This is a genomic window from Paenibacillus sp. FSL H3-0469 (genome assembly GCF_038051945.1).
Classification (GTDB): Bacteria; Bacillota; Bacilli; order Paenibacillales; family Paenibacillaceae; genus Paenibacillus_AQ.
Genome location: NZ_CP150302.1, coordinates 7435550 through 7453669, shown reverse-complemented (window position 1 = coordinate 7453669; position 18120 = coordinate 7435550). Strand labels below are relative to the sequence as shown.

13 protein-coding genes are annotated in these 18120 nt (G+C 53.8%); 2 read left to right on the top strand and 11 right to left on the bottom strand.

Translation table 11 applies throughout. The annotated features are described in order from the left end of the window. Positions 1-108 precede the first annotated feature (108 nt). The 6 genes from NSS83_RS32280 to NSS83_RS32255 all read right to left on the bottom strand — a co-directional run bounded on the left by NSS83_RS32280 (position 109) and on the right by NSS83_RS32255 (position 8839). Positions 109-1629, bottom strand: a complete 1521-nt coding sequence (locus tag NSS83_RS32280; protein WP_341347320.1) for a response regulator — start codon at positions 1627-1629, stop codon at positions 109-111. Then, positions 1622-3430: a sensor histidine kinase gene (locus tag NSS83_RS32275; RefSeq protein ID WP_341186605.1), complete on the bottom strand. Its 1809-nt coding sequence runs from the start codon at positions 3428-3430 to the stop codon at positions 1622-1624. Before NSS83_RS32275 ends, NSS83_RS32280 begins: the two co-directional genes overlap by 8 nt. 24 nt (positions 3431-3454) lie before the next feature. Further along, complete coding sequence (locus NSS83_RS32270; protein ID WP_341347319.1) at positions 3455-4987, bottom strand: response regulator transcription factor; 1533 nt, start codon at positions 4985-4987, stop codon at positions 3455-3457. 131 nt (positions 4988-5118) lie between these two features. Next, positions 5119-6030 carry a carbohydrate ABC transporter permease gene (locus NSS83_RS32265; RefSeq protein WP_036693452.1) on the bottom strand — a complete coding sequence of 304 codons (912 nt, stop codon included), beginning with the start codon at positions 6028-6030 and terminating at the stop codon, positions 5119-5121. A gap of 14 nt (positions 6031-6044) precedes the next feature. After that, entirely contained in the window at positions 6045-7031 is a 987-nt protein-coding gene (locus NSS83_RS32260) for an ABC transporter permease subunit (RefSeq protein WP_036693453.1), read from the bottom strand. Positions 7032-7141: 110 nt separating this feature from the next. Further along, positions 7142-8839 (bottom strand): extracellular solute-binding protein, encoded by a 1698-nt coding sequence (locus tag NSS83_RS32255; RefSeq protein WP_341186607.1) that lies wholly within the window; start codon positions 8837-8839, stop codon positions 7142-7144. Positions 8840-9092: 253 nt separating this feature from the next. Between NSS83_RS32255 and NSS83_RS32250 the strand changes: the two genes are divergently transcribed. After that, positions 9093-9404 (top strand): hypothetical protein, encoded by a 312-nt coding sequence (locus NSS83_RS32250; RefSeq protein WP_341347318.1) that lies wholly within the window; start codon positions 9093-9095, stop codon positions 9402-9404. 67 nt (positions 9405-9471) lie between these two features. On the opposite strand, the gene NSS83_RS32245 is transcribed toward NSS83_RS32250, so the two are convergent. The 4 genes from NSS83_RS32245 to NSS83_RS32230 are packed head-to-tail and all read right to left on the bottom strand — an operon-like array spanning position 9472 to position 14575. Next, positions 9472-11718: a glycoside hydrolase family 95 protein gene (locus tag NSS83_RS32245; protein WP_341347317.1), complete on the bottom strand. Its 2247-nt coding sequence runs from the start codon at positions 11716-11718 to the stop codon at positions 9472-9474. 21 nt (positions 11719-11739) lie between these two features. After that, positions 11740-12759, bottom strand: a complete 1020-nt coding sequence (locus NSS83_RS32240) for a zinc-binding alcohol dehydrogenase family protein (RefSeq protein ID WP_341347316.1) — start codon at positions 12757-12759, stop codon at positions 11740-11742. Continuing rightward, positions 12759-13718 (bottom strand): aldo/keto reductase, encoded by a 960-nt coding sequence (locus tag NSS83_RS32235; RefSeq protein WP_341347315.1) that lies wholly within the window; start codon positions 13716-13718, stop codon positions 12759-12761. The genes NSS83_RS32240 and NSS83_RS32235 overlap by 1 nt, the downstream gene beginning before the upstream one ends. 20 nt (positions 13719-13738) lie before the next feature. Then, a complete protein-coding gene (locus NSS83_RS32230) occupies positions 13739-14575 on the bottom strand; it encodes an amidohydrolase family protein (RefSeq protein WP_341186612.1) in 837 nt (278 codons plus the stop codon). A 131-nt stretch (positions 14576-14706) separates the two neighbouring features. Between NSS83_RS32230 and NSS83_RS32225 the strand changes: the two genes are divergently transcribed. Next, on the top strand, positions 14707-15573 hold the full coding sequence (locus NSS83_RS32225) for an AraC family transcriptional regulator (RefSeq protein ID WP_341186613.1): 867 nt from the start codon (positions 14707-14709) through the stop codon (positions 15571-15573). 57 nt (positions 15574-15630) lie between these two features. Here the strand turns inward: NSS83_RS32225 and NSS83_RS32220 are convergent, their stop codons facing one another. Continuing rightward, positions 15631-18057: a TIM-barrel domain-containing protein gene (locus tag NSS83_RS32220; RefSeq protein ID WP_341347314.1), complete on the bottom strand. Its 2427-nt coding sequence runs from the start codon at positions 18055-18057 to the stop codon at positions 15631-15633. Positions 18058-18120 lie beyond the last annotated feature (63 nt).

The following is an 18120-nucleotide window of genomic DNA, read 5'->3' as shown; positions in this document are numbered from 1 at the left end:
TCCTGTATTTGACAACAATTTTTGGGACAACTCTCTTTATCATAACGCATTTGTATGCGTTTACCATCACCAAAGTAAATAGATGGACCCCAAATAAATAATTGCACCCTATTTTTTATTTCCCTGTGCCTGTGCGCGGAACTGGACGGGCTTCAGCGCCGTCCGTTTCTCGAACTCTCTTAAGAAATGGTGATAGTGTACGTACCCGATGCTCTCCACAATACTTCTGACTGTGTCCTGAGTGTCAACGAGCCGCTGCTTGGCCGCTTCAATCCGCAGATTATGAATGTATTCAAGAATGCTGATACCGTGCTTTTTAATGAAGGCCTGGCCCAGGTACACCGGATTAATATAGAAATGCTCAGCAATCTCTTTTACCGTCAGATGCTCCGCATAATGATCTCTCAGGAAGCATTCCACGCGGATCAGCGGATGCTCGGAGTTACGCTCCTTGTGCTGGCGGATATAGTTCATACTGGTGGAGAGCGCCGTCTCCAGAGTGACCTGCAGGTCTTCCAGGGATCTCGGCTCGGTTCTGAAAAAATCAAGCGTGCCGATCCACTGATCGTCCGCGCCGCCGAATTCCTTCAGCAGCTCCATGCTCCGCAGCATGATATCCATGCCTGTCATCTGGACGACTCCCGGATCTGTCCGGTTCTCCTTGAAACCGCTGAACAATTCGCCAAGCTTCTCTGCGGCCTTCTGCTCATGCAGCCGCTCCACTGCGCTGATGATCTCCTCAATCAGCTCTGCGGAAGGAAGCGTGTAATTCACCTGTCCCTCTGCTTCACTGGCCGAATCCACCGGGCCGCATTCGTCCGAATAGAAGTAGTGGCGGGCCGCAGCGTCTGCCGCTTCGCGGTAGGAGACCGGCAGCTCGCGGAGGGAGCGCACACTTGGCCCGATGCTGACCGAGCCCTTTATTCTGCTGCGGGTCAGTCCGGCGTATAGCTGCTCCGCCAGTCCAGCCGCCCCTCCCGAGCTCTCCACGACCAGCCCGGTCTGATCCCCCGGCAGATCAATGAGCATCGCACCGGCCGGTCCGGCCAGCTCCCGGCACAGCTCCGTAATCCGGCTGCTATGACCCTCCACATGCACATACGTCCACCCAGTAGCCGCCTCATCCAGGCGGTCCATCTGCTCAGCTGCTTCTTCATCGGGCTCCGTCCAGTGCCCTTCAAGCATGCGCGCGATCGCCAGCGGCAGCAGCCGGCTGGACAGCATGCTCTGCTGCATGGTCTGCTTAAGGCGCAGCTCCAGCTCATCCGTAATGTCCGTAAGCACCTTATCCCATTCCGCATCCATGACCGGCTTCAGCAGGTAATGTCTTACCCCGTAACGGATGGCTGTTCTGGCATACTCAAATTCGCCGTAGCCGCTAAGCACGATGAAGACCGGCTGCTCCATATCAAGGCTGCGTACGCGCCGGATCAGCTCAAGCCCGTCGATCTCGGGCATGCGGATATCTGTAATCACAAGATCGGGCGAGCTGCGGATAATGGCAGCCAGCGCTTCCTCCCCGTTCTCACAGGCGCCGCATACCTCGAAGCCCAGCTCCTCCCAGTCAGTCAGCGTCCGCAGCCCCTCTAAGGCAATCGTCTCATCATCAGCAAGCACTACTTTATACATGAGCTCCCTCCCCTATCGGAACCAGACTCAAATCCTCGGGAATCTGGATGGTAATGACCGTGCGTTCATACTCGATGCTCTCAATGCTGAATCCTGCCCTGCCGTCAAAGTACAGCATGAGGCGTTTATACACATTGCGGAGGCCGACATTCTGTCCCGTATCCTCTTCTGTCTCCAGATGGGACTTGATCCATTCCAGCTTCTCCTTCTCGATTCCTTTGCCGTTGTCGGTCACCACAATCAGCAGACCTGTCTCATTCCGTGAAGCGGACACGTGGATTTCCCTTGCCCATTTGACCGATTGCAGACCATGCTTGCAGGAATTCTCCACCAGAGCCTGTATACTCATCTTGGGAATCCGGCAGTTCAGCACCTCAGGAGCAATATCCAGCTCATAAGAGAACCGGTTCTGGAAGCGGAACTTCTCAATCTGCAGATACATCTCGATGAAGGATACTTCCTCCTCCACCGTAATCAGATCATCCTTCCAGCTGAGCAGCCTGCGCATAATCAGGGCCAGATTGCGGATGACATCGGTAACCTGTTCATATTTATACTTCTTACAGATGACCAGGATCGCATTCAGCGTATTAAAAAGGAAATGAGGGTCCACCTGGCTCTCCAGATATTTCAGCTCCGCCCGCACCCGTTCCAGCTCCAGATCCTTCTTCTGAATCTCCAGCTTGTAGACATCATTGATCAGATTGCGGATTTTGCCGGTCATCAGATTGAAGCTGCGGATCAGACCGCCGATCTCATCCTTCCCCTCATACATATCAATGCTCTCGAATTGCTCATATTTGACCTGTTTCATATGTTTGTAGAGCAGCCGTACACGCAGATTGTAGGAACGTATAATGACGATCATGAGCAGCGTGGGAATGATGATCGTCAGCAGGAGCAGAATCAGCGAGTTCCTGAGCGCGCTCTCCATCTCATGGTTGATCTTACGCCCTTCCGGAGTGCCAACCAGCCGCCAGCCCTTGGTGTAGGCCGCACTGCTGAGCGCCCGGACAATCTGCTTGGGCGCCTGGTCAAGGCTGGTGTCCACATTCAGCAAGGCACTGCCATCCAGTGAGGAGAAGGAACGGTTCGAGTCCAGCACGACCCGGTTCTGCTCATCCAGCAGCTTGAAATCCAGATAGTCACGCTCCTTCTGGAACAGGTCCTGCACATTGTTCAGCCGCAGATCAATCCTCAGATACTTCGTGTAGGGCTGGCCCGTGAAGTTATCCAGCTTGCGGATCAGGCTGACAAGCACTTCCTGCTGCGGCGGATTCAGCGGGTTAGTTCCCTGATAAGAAGTGAGCAGCACCTTGTCTGTGCTGCTTGAGATTTTACGGTACCATTCACTTCTCTTATCTGCGTCCGACAGAATGAAGTAGCTGTTGCCGTTCTGAATCGTCGGATTAGAGGTGTATATGCCCATCCAATAGATATAGGAATGAAGATTGCTGTACTGCCGCAGCTTGTCCTTCAGAGAATCATTATAAGCATCATAATAAGCCTCATTATCCGGGTAGGCGTAATCCATCATCTCCATAAAAGGCCGGTCCGCAGCCACCGTGTTGCTGATCGCCACACATTCGTTCACGATCTGCATCAGGTCATAAGCCACCCGGTCTACAGAAATCTCCAAATTATCCCTCTCCCGTGCCTCCACATTACGGCTGATCTGCACATAAAAGAGGGCATTGATGCTAAGTATGGGGACAAGCACACACAACAAGTAGATGAACAAAAACTTGTATTTGAGCGGAAGATCATTGATGAAGGCAGATGGCTTCCGGTTATTCTTCATGCAGGCCCCCTCCTTCCTCTTGAATTAGCTCTTCTTGTACACGGAAGGTGTAACTCCGTTAAGCGCCTTGAACTTGGCGGCGAACACATCGGCGTCTGAATAGCCCACTCTGCTCGAGATATCGGAAATCCCCATATCGGTCCGGCGCAGCAGCTTCTTCGCCTCTTCAATGCGGTATTCATGGAGATAATCGTTAAAAGAGCTGCCGTAGTATTTCTTGAACCGTTGTCCCAGGTAAGCCGAGTTCACATGCAGATGCCCCGCAATATCCTGCAGCTTCAGCTTCTCCTGATAATGCCCGCGGACATACTCTATCGCTGCAGCCACGATCTGATCCTCTGCCCTGCCGTCCGCAGCCGCGGCGAACCACTCTGCAGCCTCGCACAGCTCCTCCTCTATCTGACGCTCAAGCATCGGCAGACAAGTAGCCGTATGGCGGGACGGGAACCATTTCTGCACCCACTGCGCATAGTCTCCCCCTCTGGCAGTAATTTCACGTAGCAGCTCTGCTTTGATATTAGCCAGAAAAGCGTCGATCCATGAGCTTGAAGCCACCTCCGCCGAGAAAATCTTGAACACCTCTCCGAGCTGATCCGTGAGATGCAGGGTCTTCCCTTCGGTGACGGATTGCAGCAGCGATCGTCTCAGCTCTGCCGGAAGCATAGCCATCTGTGTCTTATCCTGCTTCTCGAAGATGCCGTCTCCCCCGGCCCCCGGACCATACGGTTTGCACAGCTCAGCAGCCAGCGCCTCCTGGTATGCCGTATTCAGAGCCTCCGGGCCCTGATGCTGAAGACTTGCTGTGAAAAAGACCGGCGTGCTGTACAGCGGCCGCATCTCCTCCATCCACCGGGTAAGCAGTGCCTGGTCAAGCACCGGTCCTTCCTGCGGAGACACCAGCAGATAGCCATGCTTCCCGCTGCCTGCGGTGAACGGATAGACTGCGAGGCTGCGCAGCAGTTCCCTGCTTCTCATGGCGGCGAGCTGCTCACGCATATGTACGCTGTCCGGCGCTGCTCCATGGACCAGAATACAGCATAGCCGCGAGGCGGGGGAGATCCCCAGCGTCTTCAGCCCCTGCTCCCGCTCCTCCTCCGTATTCTCCCGCATCAGGAGCCGGGATACCATATCCTCCTGCATCAGAGCCGAGAGCGCATCACGCCGAGAGGACGCCTTGCGTTCTTTAAGGATCTGTGCCGTAACCGTCTGCACCGCCTCCGTCAGCTCCTTTTCATCCAGAGGCTTGGTCAAGTAATTCGCTACTCCGTATTTCAGGGCCCGCTTGGCATACTCAAAGTCAGCATAGCCGCTAAAAATAATAAACTTCGGCCGAAAATCGCTTTCAGAGGTTCTTCGGATGAGCTCAAGGCCGTCGATGACCGGCATACGCACATCGGTGATGACCAGGTCAGGGCGGGTGCTGCCGATCAGCTGCAGCGCGTCCTCCCCGTCCAGCGCCTCGCCGCATACTTCATAATTTAGTGCCTCCCAGTCGACCAGGAAGCGGAGCCCTTCCAGCATAATCGGCTCATCGTCGGCAAACAGTACCTTAAGCATGGAATCACCATCTTTATATAAGTAGTTGGAGTCCGGCAGGACTCCATATGATGGAACAGGAGAAACCGCTTCGGCTGCACCCGAAACGGTTATAGTATACATATTTTCCTTACTATAATACGTATTGACAATTACTCTTTTACGCTACCCAGGTTCAATCCTACCACGAAATACTTCTGCAAGAAAGGGTAGACGAACAGAATCGGAACCGCTGTAACGATCGTAATGGCTGCACGCATGGAGGCTGGCGTAACCAGCGACTGGACCTGATTGTTCTGGCCTCCCGCAAGCATCGACGGATCATTGTTCGCACTCATAATGGAACCGAGCATCTTCATCATTTCATATTGCAGCGTGCTAAGCTTGATATCCGAGGAGGCATAGAGGAATGTGTCAAACCAGGAATTCCATGAGCCTACCGCGATAAACAGTGCGACAGTTGCCAGTACAGGCGTACAGAGCGGGAAGATGATTTTCCAGAAAATTCTGAATTCTCCTGCCCCGTCAATCTTCGCCGATTCGGTAAGGCTGAACGGAAGCCCGCGGATATACGTCCGCATGATAATCAGGTTGAACGCGCTGACCAGACTCGGCAGGATATAGACCATGAAGTTATGCAGCAGGCCCATATTCTTGATCAGGAAGTAGTTCGGAATCAGTCCGGCATTGAAATACATGGTCAGGATGAACAGCAGGCCGATCTTTTTGCGGAAAATATATTGCGGCTGCGCCAGTGCATAAGCGAGCATCGTTGTAAGGAATACACCGAGCACCGTTGAAATTATCGTACGGGATACCGAGATAAATGCAGCATGATAGATTGTTCCTGATATAAAGACCGCCCGGTAATTCTCCAGCGTCCATACACGGGGCCAGAGGTAGATCCCCCCGGTAAGCGTGTCACTGCCGTCATTGAAGGATACCGCCAGCGTCTGGAGGAACGGATAGAGCGTGACAGTAACCACAAAGAGCATAAATATCGTGTTGAAGGTATGAAATACAACCGGCTCAATCCGGCTTGAACCTTTGGTCCCGGCTTTCATATGGGCTTCCTCCTCTATAGTAATCGCTCTTCGCCGAGGCGTTTTGCGACATTGTTTGCGATGAATACGAGAATGACACTGACAATCGTTTTGAAGATCCCTGCGGCCGTAGCCAGCGAGTAGTTACCCATAGCCAGACCATACTTCACTACAAAGATATCAATGGTTTGCGAATAGTCCACAGTAAGTCCGTTGCCCAGCAGATATTGAAGCTCGAAGCCGGCATCCAGAATATGTCCAATGTTCATAATCAGCAAAATAACGAATGTAGCCTTAATTCCCGGAAGCGTGATATAACGCATCTTTTGAAAACGTTTCGCGCCGTCAATGGAAGCTGCTTCGTACAAGGAAGGATCGATGGAGGTAATGGCCGCCAGATAAATGATCGTACCCCAGCCCACCTCTTTCCACACGTTCGACGCCCCGATGATGCCCCAGAAGTATTTCCCTTCACTGAGCCACATAATCGGATCTTTAATCAGGTGAAGCTTCATTAGAACGACATTGACAATCCCGCCATCGATGGAGAGTGAAGTGGATACAATCCCCGCAGCGATAACCATGGACAGAAAGTGCGGCAGATAGGAAATCGACTGAACCGCGCGCTTGAAGAACTTGAGCTTGATCTCATTCAGCAGCAGAGCCAGACCGATCGCCGTAACCGTACCCAGTACAAGGTTAATAAAACTCATGGCAATGGTATTGCGAAGTACAAGCATAAAGGTATCATCGGAGAACAAAAATTTGAATTGCTGCAAACCTACCCATTCCTGCTGGCCAAAGGACACCGCCGGGCGGTAATTCTGAAAGGCCATCAGCCAACCCCAGATGGGAACATAGTTGAAGATAATCAGATAGAGTGCAATGGGCACGGACATAAAAATAAGCTGTTTTTGTGTTTTCAGTGTTTTCCAGCTGAGTTCCACACCGATTTCCGGATCGATTTTGCTTTTTCGGGTCTTCTGTTTTTTGACCTGTTTGTCCAGTACGGCATCAGACATGTTGTTTCCCTCCTGTAAAAATCATTCTCTCCACGTTGTCCTGTTCACGCAGTCCTATTTAGGAAGAGCGGGAAACAGCATTTCCCGCTCCTATTTCTGTATTAAATGGTTTATTTAACGCTCCATTTTTCGATACGCTGCTGAATGCCTTCATTCATCCGGTCTTCGTAGGCCTTGATGTCCAGCTTGTGGATTCTGTCCACATAATCCTGCCACACGCCGTCGAACTCAGCAGGGCTGGCCATAATAGCTTTCGGCAAATACTTAATCATGAGGTCATTCAGTTTGGACTGTGCGAGCTGGGCTGGTGAACCATCCTTAAGCACGATGGAATACGCAGGGAAGTAGATGTTGTTCTCTTTCGGTTCTTTGAAGAATTCGGACCATGATTTCTTGTTGTACGCCTTCAGAATCTTCTGGTCGTAAGGCTTCAGGCTGTCGAAGAATTCCTGAGGCTGTGTACCGGCATCTGCTGCGTTACCGTCACTGTACGTACCTTGAATCTTAGGCATGTAACCGAACATCCCTGAGATTTTGTTAGCTACCTGCCAGCTGGTCTGATCTGCATTGGCCCGTTGCTCAGGCGTACGGTAGAAGGAACCGTCTGCGTTCACTTCATAATCTTCGCCTTTCACGCCCCATTGAAGCGTCTTCTGCCAATCCTCGGTAATCATCTTATCCCAGAATTTGATAATGCGGACAGGGTCCTTGGCATTGATTGAAATTCCGAATCCGCGGTTAGTACCGACCGCTCCACGGTCACGATACCATTCTTCTGCGCCCGGATAGAGCAGAGGGAAGCCGATATACGTATTTTCCAGCTTGCCTTGAGAGATTAGGGATTTCTCGCCGTCCTGGAAGTTCCAGTGCTGGTCAAACATCCCGATGACCTTGCCGCTTGCAACCTTGGCCAGATACTGGTCATAGTTCTGTACGAAGGCTTCTTTATCCATGAGGCCCTGAGCGTTGATATCATTGAGCTTCTTGTAGTAAGTCTTGGAGATATCCTTATCGGCAAAAATCTGTGCTACATTGTTATCTACAATAACGGCCCCGTCATTCGGATGCCCCGACAGATGCTCTGGGGGATTCTGCAGCGGGAACACGCGCCAGTCGAAGTTGAGGGATTCGAATCCGATCATATCCGGGTGTTTTTCTTTATATTTGGCAATGATGTCGAAGTACTCATCCAGGGTCTTAGGAGTAGGGTAGCCCATTTCCTCAAGCACGCCTTTTTGCAGCCAGAAGCCTGGTCCCTGATAAGTAGGCTCAGTAATTTTACCTTGATAAACGCCATAGCTTGGCAGTACGTAAATGTGGCCGTCACTCTCATCCTTGATCTGGTTCCAGACCGCACCGTAATGCTTCTTCAGGTTAGGAGCGTATTTCTCAATCAGATCCTCAAGCGGAATGTATGCCTTGGCATTGATTAATTTGTCGTCACCCGACAGGATGTCCGGGTAATCGCCCCCGGCAATCATGACCCCGAGCTTCTGCTGCAGGTCGCCGACCAGGAATTCCTGGTTGAAGGTGATTCCAGTCTCGTCTTTGATCAGCTTCAGAAGCTTATTGTCAGGCGTTGGCTGTTGTCCGGGACCATTCATGAATACCGAGAACGTTACGGGAGCCGTGTCGTCTCCGGCTGCTGCCGGGCTGGCGTTAGTTCCAGTGGCGGGTTCCTTGCCTCCGGTATCCTTACTTCCGGTGTTGCTGGTGTTATTGCTTGATCCACAGCCTGTCAGTGCCAGTGTGAGTGCTAATACACCGGCCGCAGCGGCTGCTGCTGAACGTTTTGCCGTTTTGTGCATGTTGTTATGCCTCCCCTTTTTGGCTAATCGCTTATGCTTCTAATTTCTCCTGGTGACAACTTTAATTATACGTTTTCAGAATGCGCTTACAATTCATAGAATATAGGTCTTCCCCCCTATAAATTCATAAAAAGAAAACGGTTGCTTGCAGCACGGCAGTGGAATTGCCGTTCTTTCTGAGCTGGCTATGTGTGGCGTTGAGTGTAGCGTTGAGCCTGCTTAGGTCCTTTTCGGGTTAGGTGGATTTCGGCGAATGAAAGCGGAATCAGGGGCACTTGTGCTCCTGATTTGCTCGGGTGGCCTACTTTCGGCGAATTCAGGGGCACTTGTGCACCTCACCATCAGGCTCGTCCCTTGCGCACCCACCCGCACCTACGCCACTGCGCTGCGCAATGTAATCGGTTTTTCGATTACATTTGCTCCGCTCACCTCCACGCTGCGCAATGTAATCGGTTTTTCGATTACATTTGCTCCGCTCGTCCCCGCGCTGTGCAATGTAATCGGTTTTTCGATTACATTCGGTCCGCGCTCGACGTTCAAACCAACCACAGCAGAAAGGGATTGACGCAAATGCGCCAATCCCAGTGTACTATCTTATAGTATTCGTCAACCGCACAGCCTGCTATTCAGCCTCAGCGGGTGAATGTATACGAGCTTCCCGCTTCTCCTGCGAACGACACCGTATCCAGTCCCGGACCTTCGAGCCGGCAAGGGCCGGATACGGTACATGTTACCACTGCTTCCGTAACCAGTCCACCGCTCCAAGAGAAATCGAGGGTATAGCCGCCTCTAGCCCGCAGTCCCTTGACACTGCCCTCGTTCCAGTCGGCAGGCAATGCAGGCAGCAGTCTGATCCTATCTGTATGACTCTGCAGCAACATCTCCGCGATACCTGCTGTTCCTCCGAAGTTCCCGTCAATCTGGAACGGCGGATGGTTGTCAAATAGATTCGGCAAGGTGGAGTGCTCCAGCAGCGCCCGTACATTCGTATAAGCCTTACCCTCATCCTGCAGTCTGGCCCAGAAGTTAATGATCCAGGCCCGGCTCCAGCCGGTATGTCCGCCGCCGCTGGCAAGTCTGCGTTCCAGCGTCGTACGGGCTGCTGCTGCCAGCTCTGGCGTATGCTCCACCGTGAAGGCATCCCCCGGATACAGCGCGAACAGATGCGAAATATGCCGGTGCCCCGGCTCTACCTCTTCGTAATCCTCCATCCATTCCTGAATCTGCCCGTATTTACCGATCTGTGGCCCCGGCAAACGGTCCAGCGCTGAACGGAGTTCTTCGCGGAATGACTCGTCCCGCCCGATAATCTCCGAGCTCTGGACACAGGCCTTGAACAGGGCTTCAATGATCTGGAAGTCCATAGAAGCTCCTGCGCACAGCACGCCCGATTCTCCGCCGGGCAGCTGATACGTGTTCTCCGGCGAGACGGACGGGCAGGTAATCAGACGGCCCGACTCATCCTCTATCAGGTAATCCAACAGGAACTGTGCAGATTCCTTCATCGTATCGTAGGCATTCGCCAGATACTGGCGGTCCTGGCCGAACCGGTAATGCTCCCACATATGCAGACACAGCCAAGCTGCTCCCAACGGCCAGAACGATGCTGGCAAATACGTATCCTGAGGCGCAGTATCTGCCCAGATATCCGTATTGTGGTGTGCCGTGAAGCCGCCGCAGCCATACATGACCTTCGCAGTCACCCGTCCAGGCTCACGCATCCGTTCGATCAGATCGAACAGCGGCTCATGGCATTCCGCCAGATTGCAGAGTTCTGCCGGCCAGTAATTCATTTGTGCGTTAATGTTAATCGTGAATTTGCTGTCCCACGCCGGGGTGAAGCTGTCATTCCAGATGCCTTGCAGATTCGCAGGCAAGGAGCCAGGACGGCTGGAGGCGATCAGCAGATAACGGCCATATTGAAAATAAGTCGAGATCAGTCCGTGGTCTTCTCCCCCCTGCCGGAACCGATTTAGCCGTTCACTGGTTGGCAGTCCGCTCAGCTCCGGGTTCATCGGGAGCGTCAGCGAGGTCCGGCCGTACAAGCTGCGGTAATCCGCAACATGGCGGGCGAGCAGTTCCTCATAAGGCACCATAGTCAAGGCCTCCAACTGCCGCTTGGCATACAGCGCCGGATCGGGATAGCGGAATGTGGTTCCTGCGGCAAACAGCAATGTAACCGAGCTTGCCCCCTCCACCAGCACATATTCGCCGATATTGCGGCAGGTTCCGTCTTGCGTGACGGCCTTCAATGCAGCAGCGAAGGAGCTGCCCCCGCGCCCGCCGCATTCTCCGCCCATCACCAGCCCGCTGTCATTCCATTTCTCGGTCTTCTCCAGCATTCTCCAGTTCTGGCGGTTAAACCTGGCCTTCAGGGAGATTGCGTTCTTCCGGTCAGAGGTAATCCGCACCACGATAGCTTGATCCGGGTAGCTGGCGAATAGCTCACGGGTATACCGGACCCCGCCGGTCACATAACTCACCCGGGATACGCCGGATTCGAGATCAAGCTCCCGCTGATAGTCCTCAGCAGGCTGCTCATGTCCGGCGAATGACAGCAGCAGGTCGCCAAGCGGCAGATAATGGCGCTGTGCTTCCGGCAGCCCCACCATCGTCATGGCTGCCAGCTCTTCCGCCTCCCGCAGCTTGCCTTCCAGAATCAGCTGGCGGAGCTTCGGCAAGTGGGGCAGCGCATCTTCATTGTTGCGGTCACGCGGACCTCCGTACCACACGGAATCCTCATTGAGCTGGAGCTTTTCCTCAGCTACCCTGCCAAAGATCATCGCTCCCAGCCTGCCGTTACCGACCGGCAGTGCCTCATTCCATTCCTGTGCCGGCTCCGTGTACCATAACCGCTGGCTCTGTTTTGTGCTTGTCATCGCTTTTCCGCTCCTTCGCAGTTAATTCAGTTCCACCAATGCCTTGATTACCTTGGACTCAGGATTCAGCCAGCTCTCGAACTGCAGGGTCATCTCCCCGAAAGAGCAGCGGTGGGAAATATAGCGGTCCACATCAATGTAACCGTCTCTAATGGCGCTAATCACCTGTTCGAAGTCCTCGCGGGTCGCATTTCTGCTGCCCTGCACCGTCATCTCACGGGCATGGAAATCGGGGTCACTAAAGGTAATGTTCCCTTTGACCAAGCCGACATAAGTCAATGTACCGCCATGTCCAACCAGTCCGAAAGCCCCTTCCATAGAGGAAATGTTGCCTGTGGAATCAATAACATGCGGCAGGAAGTTGCCCTCCGTCAACGCCGACAGCTGTTCCTTCGGCTCCTTCAACGCGCTTACCGTATGCTCCGCCTGCGCCCAGCCCTTACAGAAGGCCAGACGTTCATCGTTAACGTCCATCGCAATCACCTTCGCCCCGGCGTACCGGGCCATCGCCATTACGCCCAGCCCAATCGGACCTGCGCCGATCACCAGCACCTGATCTCCAGCGCCGACACCGGAGCGCCGAACCGCATGGGCACCAATCGCCAGCGGCTCCAGCATGGCCGCCTGATCCAGCGTCAGCCCGTCTGTCTTCAGCAGATTGCCTACAGGCAGACTCACCCGTTCCCGCATCCCGCCGTCCAGATGAACACCGAACACTCTCATTTTCTGGCAGCAATTCGTTTTACCGCTCAGACAAGCCCGGCATTCTCCGCAATGCAGATACGGAATGACACTGACCTGGTCACCGGCCTTTAGCCCTTGCGGGTTGTCGCCAATGCGCTCAATAATCCCGGACAGCTCATGCCCCAGCACACGCGGATAAGTGAAATAAGGCTGGTTCCCCCGGTAAGCGTGCAGATCTGTCCCGCAGATGCCGATACGGCGGATGCTTACAACTGCTTCCCCGTCCACCAGCTCCGGCTCCGGCAGATCCTCGCGGAATACGAACTTACCGACTTCCTCACAAATAATTCCCTTCATTATAAGCGCTCCCCGTTCCGGCCAGATGCTTCGTTCCATTCTGCCCGGCCGCTCGGCCAGGTTGCACCGTCGATCGGCTTCAGAATATCGCGCACTTCTGCCAGTAATTGTTGATCTATGGGCTCCTCGGTCCACTTAATATTGTTGCGGATATTAGCCGGTGTCGCCGTGCTGACCAAGGTGGTTGGAATCTGCTCGTTCGCCGTGGAGAACTGGACCGCCAGTTTGGCGATGTCTTTGCCCTTGTCTCTGCAATACTCAGCGGCGCGCTGACACGCGGCTTGAATCTCCGCACTTGCCGGATGCCAGTCCGGCACCTTGCGGTTGCTGAGCAGACCCATCGAGATAGGCGACGCATTCATCAGCCCTGTGCCGCTCTCCTCCAGCAGCGGAAGGAGCTGGAGCAGCGTAGTATCGTTGAGCGAATAATGGCAATAGGACAGAATGACATCCAGCTTGGTCTGCGGCAGCACCTTCTCGAACACACTCAGCGGCAGGCCGCTGACACCGAAGTAACGGATTTTGCCTGCTTGCTTCAGCTCTTCCAGCGCCGGAATTCCCTCCTCCATCACCTGCGTAAGCGAGCCGAATTCAACATCATGCAGCAGCAGAATATCCAGGTAATCCGTGCCCAGTCTGCCCATGCTCTCTTCCGCGCTGCGGAAGATCCGCTCTCTGGAGAAGTCAAATTCATCTGACCCGTAACGCCCGGCCTTAGTGCTCAGAATATACTTGTCACGCGGTACCGTCTGCAGCGCCTCGCCCAGCACCGTTTCCGCTTTCATCAGACCGTAATATGGGGAGACGTCAATGAGGTTAATCCCCAGATCAATCGCCGTATGAACCGTAAGGATGGCCTCATCCTTCGGGACCTCCCGGAACACGCTGCCCAGTGAAGAGGCCCCGAAGCTTAATGCTGAGACATCCAGTCCCGTATTGCCCAGCTTTCTGTATTTCATCTTGCACTACCTCCTATGGTTTATAGATCTAACTTATAAAATCTAGCAGCATTCGCTCCAAACACCGGCTCCATCTCTTCCGCAGACAAGCGGTCTTGCAGTGCTGTGCGCAAAATCCCCACAACCTCCTCATAGGTTGCCGCCATCAGACACACCGGCCAGTCGCTGCCGAACATCACCCGCTCCGGTCCGAACAGCTCCAGCACAGCATGGACGTAAGCCGAGAAATCCTCCTGCGTCCAGCCCTGCGGATCAGCCTCCGTCACCATTCCAGACAGCTTGCAGTAAATTCCCGGATGCTTAGCTACCTCCTCCATTAAGCTTCTCCAAGGCTCTAATTGGCCCGAAGCAATCTTAGGCTTAGCCAGATGGTCGATAACTCCCCGCAGTCCCGGAACCTGTTCCAGCATCGCAATAAGCTGCGGAAGCTGATCCGCCAGCACCAGCAGATCCACCGGCACATCCCGTTCCGCCAGATATGAGAGCGCTTCTATATATGGCCGGGTCAAAAGCACACCGGGGTCTGCCATCTCCTGAATCATCACCCGCAGCCCGGTGAACTTCGGATGTCTGCTGAGCCGCTCGAATTCTGCCTGAAAGGAAGGGCTTGCAAGATCCAGCCAGCCAATCACACCCGCGACAGACTCCGACTGCCCGCTGAGTCCCAGAATGTATTCCGTCTCCTCCACGGTCGGCGCAGCCTGTACCACAATGGTGCGGCTGATCCCATGCTTCGTTAGCTCCGGCTCCAGATCAGCAGGCAGATAATCCCGGAACAGCACCGGAATCTCCGGCGTAATCCATCCATAATCATCCCTGTCTATCTTCCAATAATGCTGGTGAGCATCAATATACATGATAACGCCTCCATTCCACCTTATTGTAAACATCCGATAAAGGAATAAAAATAGCTAAAACAAACAAATTTATACCTTATTTTGATATGATGTAAGTAAGAATGCAGAGATTTCACTCAGGGGGAGACTTTATGGAACCGATCCGCAGGCATTTTGACCATCAATTGCCAATTACGCTGCTGCTGGACTATAAGGAAACAAAAAGCCCGCAGCGTGAGCTGCCCGACCACCAGCATGACTGGTACGAATTCATCTACGTATACGGCGGCAAAGGAAGCTTTTTCATCGATCAGACCTTTTATGAGATGCAGCCGGGTGACATCATTGTTGTTCCCGGGAACACGGTACACCGGGGATTTCCCGACAATGAGGAGCCGGTGACCTCCTCCGCTCTTTTTTTCAGCCCGGCTCTGATCCATAATCATACCTACAATGAGTCTTATCCCTATCTAAAGCTGTTCGACGCTGCCAAGACCAACAAGCAGTACAAGTATACCCTGTCTCCTGAGCATGCTGGGATTCTGCAAAATGATATCGAAGCGATCCACCGGGAACGCGAGCAGAATCAGCCGGACGGCGGGCAGGCGCTTACACTGCTGCTTCATCTTACACTGCTGCATCTGAACCGCTACTGTCTGCCGCAAGCGGCCGAGCCGGTTGCTTCAAATCCCTTGCTGCCGGAATGGTTCCGTGAGGCGCTCAGTTATATCAACGATCATCTGGATCAGCCGCTGGAGCTAAGCTCCCTGGCTGCACGGGCCTCGATCTCACCGGCCCATTTCAGCCGGGTCTTCAAGCAGCGTCTGGGCATGAATGTGACGGATTATATTGCGACTAAGCGGATTTTTGCCGCCAAGGACAGCCTCCTGCAATCAAGCGGCACCATTGAGCAGATCGCCATGGCCTGCGGCTTCGAGAGCCTGCCCCACTTCTACCGTACATTTAAAAGAATCACCAGCATGACACCCGCCGCCTACCGCAAGAGTAACAGAGCCTAGTAGAGCTTCTCTATTCAGCTTACAAAACGTTCAGGTTGGTTACAATGAACCTCTGCCTTAGCTCTGAAGATCCTCCTCGCGGACGGTTACAGCTTCCCCTTCATAAGTGACAACACAGCTTCCCGCATGCCCCGCCAGTTCTACGGCAAATTGCCTTACCGCCTGCATTCCGGCATAGTCTCCTGCCCGCTTCCCGATAGTCAGGCTGCGGTCCGCTTCACACCAGCTCAGCTCAATCATGGCATAGGAGCCGGTCTCATAATTATAATTGTCGCCTTCATCTTCATACAGGGTGAAGGCTGCATCCTTGCCGCCGTATACCTTGAGCCGGGTCACAGCCTCCGGCTGTTCATCCGAATACTGAACATCGGGGCCGAGCGGAATAATGGACCCGGCGCGGACATACAAGGGAAGCGTCTCCAGATCCGCTTTTGCTACAATCGTCACACCGCCCTCCAGCCGTTCATCGCTCCAATAATCGTACCATTCGCCTTCAGGAAGATATACACTGCGCTGCTTAAGAACCCCTTCAAGCTCGCGGGAGCCGGGACCGTAATACATAGCCTCTGTCACGGGAGCCACCATGAAAGCCGGACCGAACATGAACTGGTCGCCGATCGAATGGACCTGCACATCTTCCCGGTAGTCAAAGGCCAGTGCGCGGAACATAGTATAGCTGCGGTGTGCCACAGCTCCGGCCAGGGAGTAGATGTATGGCATCAGCCGGTAACGGAGCTTCAGGTATTTCACCAGCGTATCATACATCGGCTCACCCTCCCCGCCGAACTGCCAGATTTCCCTTGGAGTATCGGTTCCGTGAGAACGGAACATCGGCAGGAACGCGCCAAGCTGGAACCAGCGGACATATAGCTCCCGGTAGCCCAAATCCGCAACACCCTCGTCATAATCCCCGTTCCAGAACCATTGCTCCTTGTGATTCTTCACGAAGAACGCTCCGATATCCAGCGTCCAGTATGGCGAACCGGTCAGGCAAAAGTTAAGGCCGTCTGCAATCTGCTTCCTCAGCGTCTCCCAGTTGGCGGCTGTATCACCAGACCATGTAATCGTGCCATAGCGGTGCTGCCCTGCGAACGCGGAGCGTGTCAGATTGATTACCCGCTTCGCTGAGGTCGCTGCACGCTGGCCTTCATAGATCCCTTTGGAATGCTGCATGGAGTAGGCATTGATCAAGCCCGGATCGAGATACCGCTTCGATTCTGCCGTATTAATCAGCAGCCGCTGCTCCGGCTCCGGCTTCACCGCGCCTTTCCAGTCCGCTTCGAACGGCTCGGTGCAATCGCACCACCAGGCATCAATGCCGTGGGTGAACAGCCCTTCGTTGGCCTGCTTCCAATACAGCGCACGAGCCTCCTCCGAGAAGGCGTCATATGTCGCCTGATTGCCGAGCAGGAAGCCGCGCGCCTTCATCTCTTCATGATTATCCCCACCCGCACCCATAATCGGCCAGATCGATACCATCAGCTTGGCATTCATAGCGTGCAGGCTGTTCATCATCTGCACCGGATCGGGGAAGCGCTCAGGATCGAAAGTCTTTTGCCCCCACAGATTGCCCGTCCAGGACTGCCAGTCGAGTACGATACAGTCGAGGGGAAGCGAACGTTCACGGTACTCTTGCACGATGGCAAGCAGTTCCGCCTGGGAGACGTATCTTTCCTTGGACTGCACATACCCGAAGGACCACTTCGGCAGCATCGGCGCTTCTCCGGTCAGATAGCGGATGCCCGCCGTAATCTGATCGAATTCCGGACCATAAATGAAATAGTAATCCATCTCTTCATCCGCATCGCTCCAGAGGTACGAGCCAAAGGCATCGTCATGAAAAGTCATATACGACCCCGAATCTACCAGAATCCCGTAGCCGCGTGTAGACACCAGTACCGGTACAACCGCCTTCATATTCTGCTGGTACAAGTATTGCTGCCGTCCCCGGAGGTTCATCATCCCCTCTTCATGGGAGCCAAGTCCGTACAGGGCCTCCCCTTCCTGCCATTCAAATTCAAGCTTCGTATGAAAAGCCTCTCTGTCGAGCCTCCGGTTCACTCCTTCCGCTCTGGCACGCAGCCCGTCAGCACCCTGTCCCGTCTCTACCGTATCTGCTGAAGCATCGAAGACTGTATGATAGACCTCTGTGCGCTCCAGGGTTTTGCCGCCTCTGGCCGGCTCCCGTGTCAGCAGTGTGCCATCCGCAGTTCTGTAGCTGAACGCACAGGTCTCTTTATCCACTTCAATCGTTAGCTGCGCCGTTGAGATCACCAGATGGCCGGGCAGGTCTGCCATATTGTATTCTACTTTCCCGGCTTCTGGCCGGCTTACCGCCATCAGACTCTCTTTGCCGCTCAGCTCAGCATTCAGCGTATAACGGATTCTGGCAATCCCCGGCGTACACCAGCCGATATGCATCATTCCCTCACTAGTCGCAAGCCTTACGCCGGCCTCGCCGGATTGAACAGTTATCAGTTTCACAATGGTTCCACCCTTCCTTATGACTTCCTCTGATGATAATGATATTATTATTGGTACCGGTTC

Excerpts from the sequence above, each read along its gene's own strand:
- NSS83_RS32270 (WP_341347319.1), bottom strand. The coding sequence starts at position 4,987 with ATGCTTAAGGTACTGTTTGCCGACGATGAGCCGATTATGCTGGAAGGG.
- NSS83_RS32275 (WP_341186605.1), bottom strand. The coding sequence starts at position 3,430 with ATGAAGAATAACCGGAAGCCATCTGCCTTCATCAATGATCTTCCGCTC.
- NSS83_RS32230 (WP_341186612.1), bottom strand. The coding sequence starts at position 14,575 with ATGTATATTGATGCTCACCAGCATTATTGGAAGATAGACAGGGATGAT.
- NSS83_RS32280 (WP_341347320.1), bottom strand. The coding sequence starts at position 1,629 with ATGTATAAAGTAGTGCTTGCTGATGATGAGACGATTGCCTTAGAGGGG.
- NSS83_RS32225 (WP_341186613.1), top strand. The coding sequence starts at position 14,707 with ATGGAACCGATCCGCAGGCATTTTGACCATCAATTGCCAATTACGCTG.
- NSS83_RS32265 (WP_036693452.1), bottom strand. The coding sequence starts at position 6,030 with ATGAAAGCCGGGACCAAAGGTTCAAGCCGGATTGAGCCGGTTGTATTT.
- NSS83_RS32260 (WP_036693453.1), bottom strand. The coding sequence starts at position 7,031 with ATGTCTGATGCCGTACTGGACAAACAGGTCAAAAAACAGAAGACCCGA.
- NSS83_RS32255 (WP_341186607.1), bottom strand. The coding sequence starts at position 8,839 with ATGCACAAAACGGCAAAACGTTCAGCAGCAGCCGCTGCGGCCGGTGTA.
- NSS83_RS32250 (WP_341347318.1), top strand. The coding sequence starts at position 9,093 with ATGAAAGCGGAATCAGGGGCACTTGTGCTCCTGATTTGCTCGGGTGGC.
- NSS83_RS32235 (WP_341347315.1), bottom strand. The coding sequence starts at position 13,718 with ATGAAATACAGAAAGCTGGGCAATACGGGACTGGATGTCTCAGCATTA.
- NSS83_RS32240 (WP_341347316.1), bottom strand. The coding sequence starts at position 12,759 with ATGAAGGGAATTATTTGTGAGGAAGTCGGTAAGTTCGTATTCCGCGAG.
- NSS83_RS32245 (WP_341347317.1), bottom strand. The coding sequence starts at position 11,718 with ATGACAAGCACAAAACAGAGCCAGCGGTTATGGTACACGGAGCCGGCA.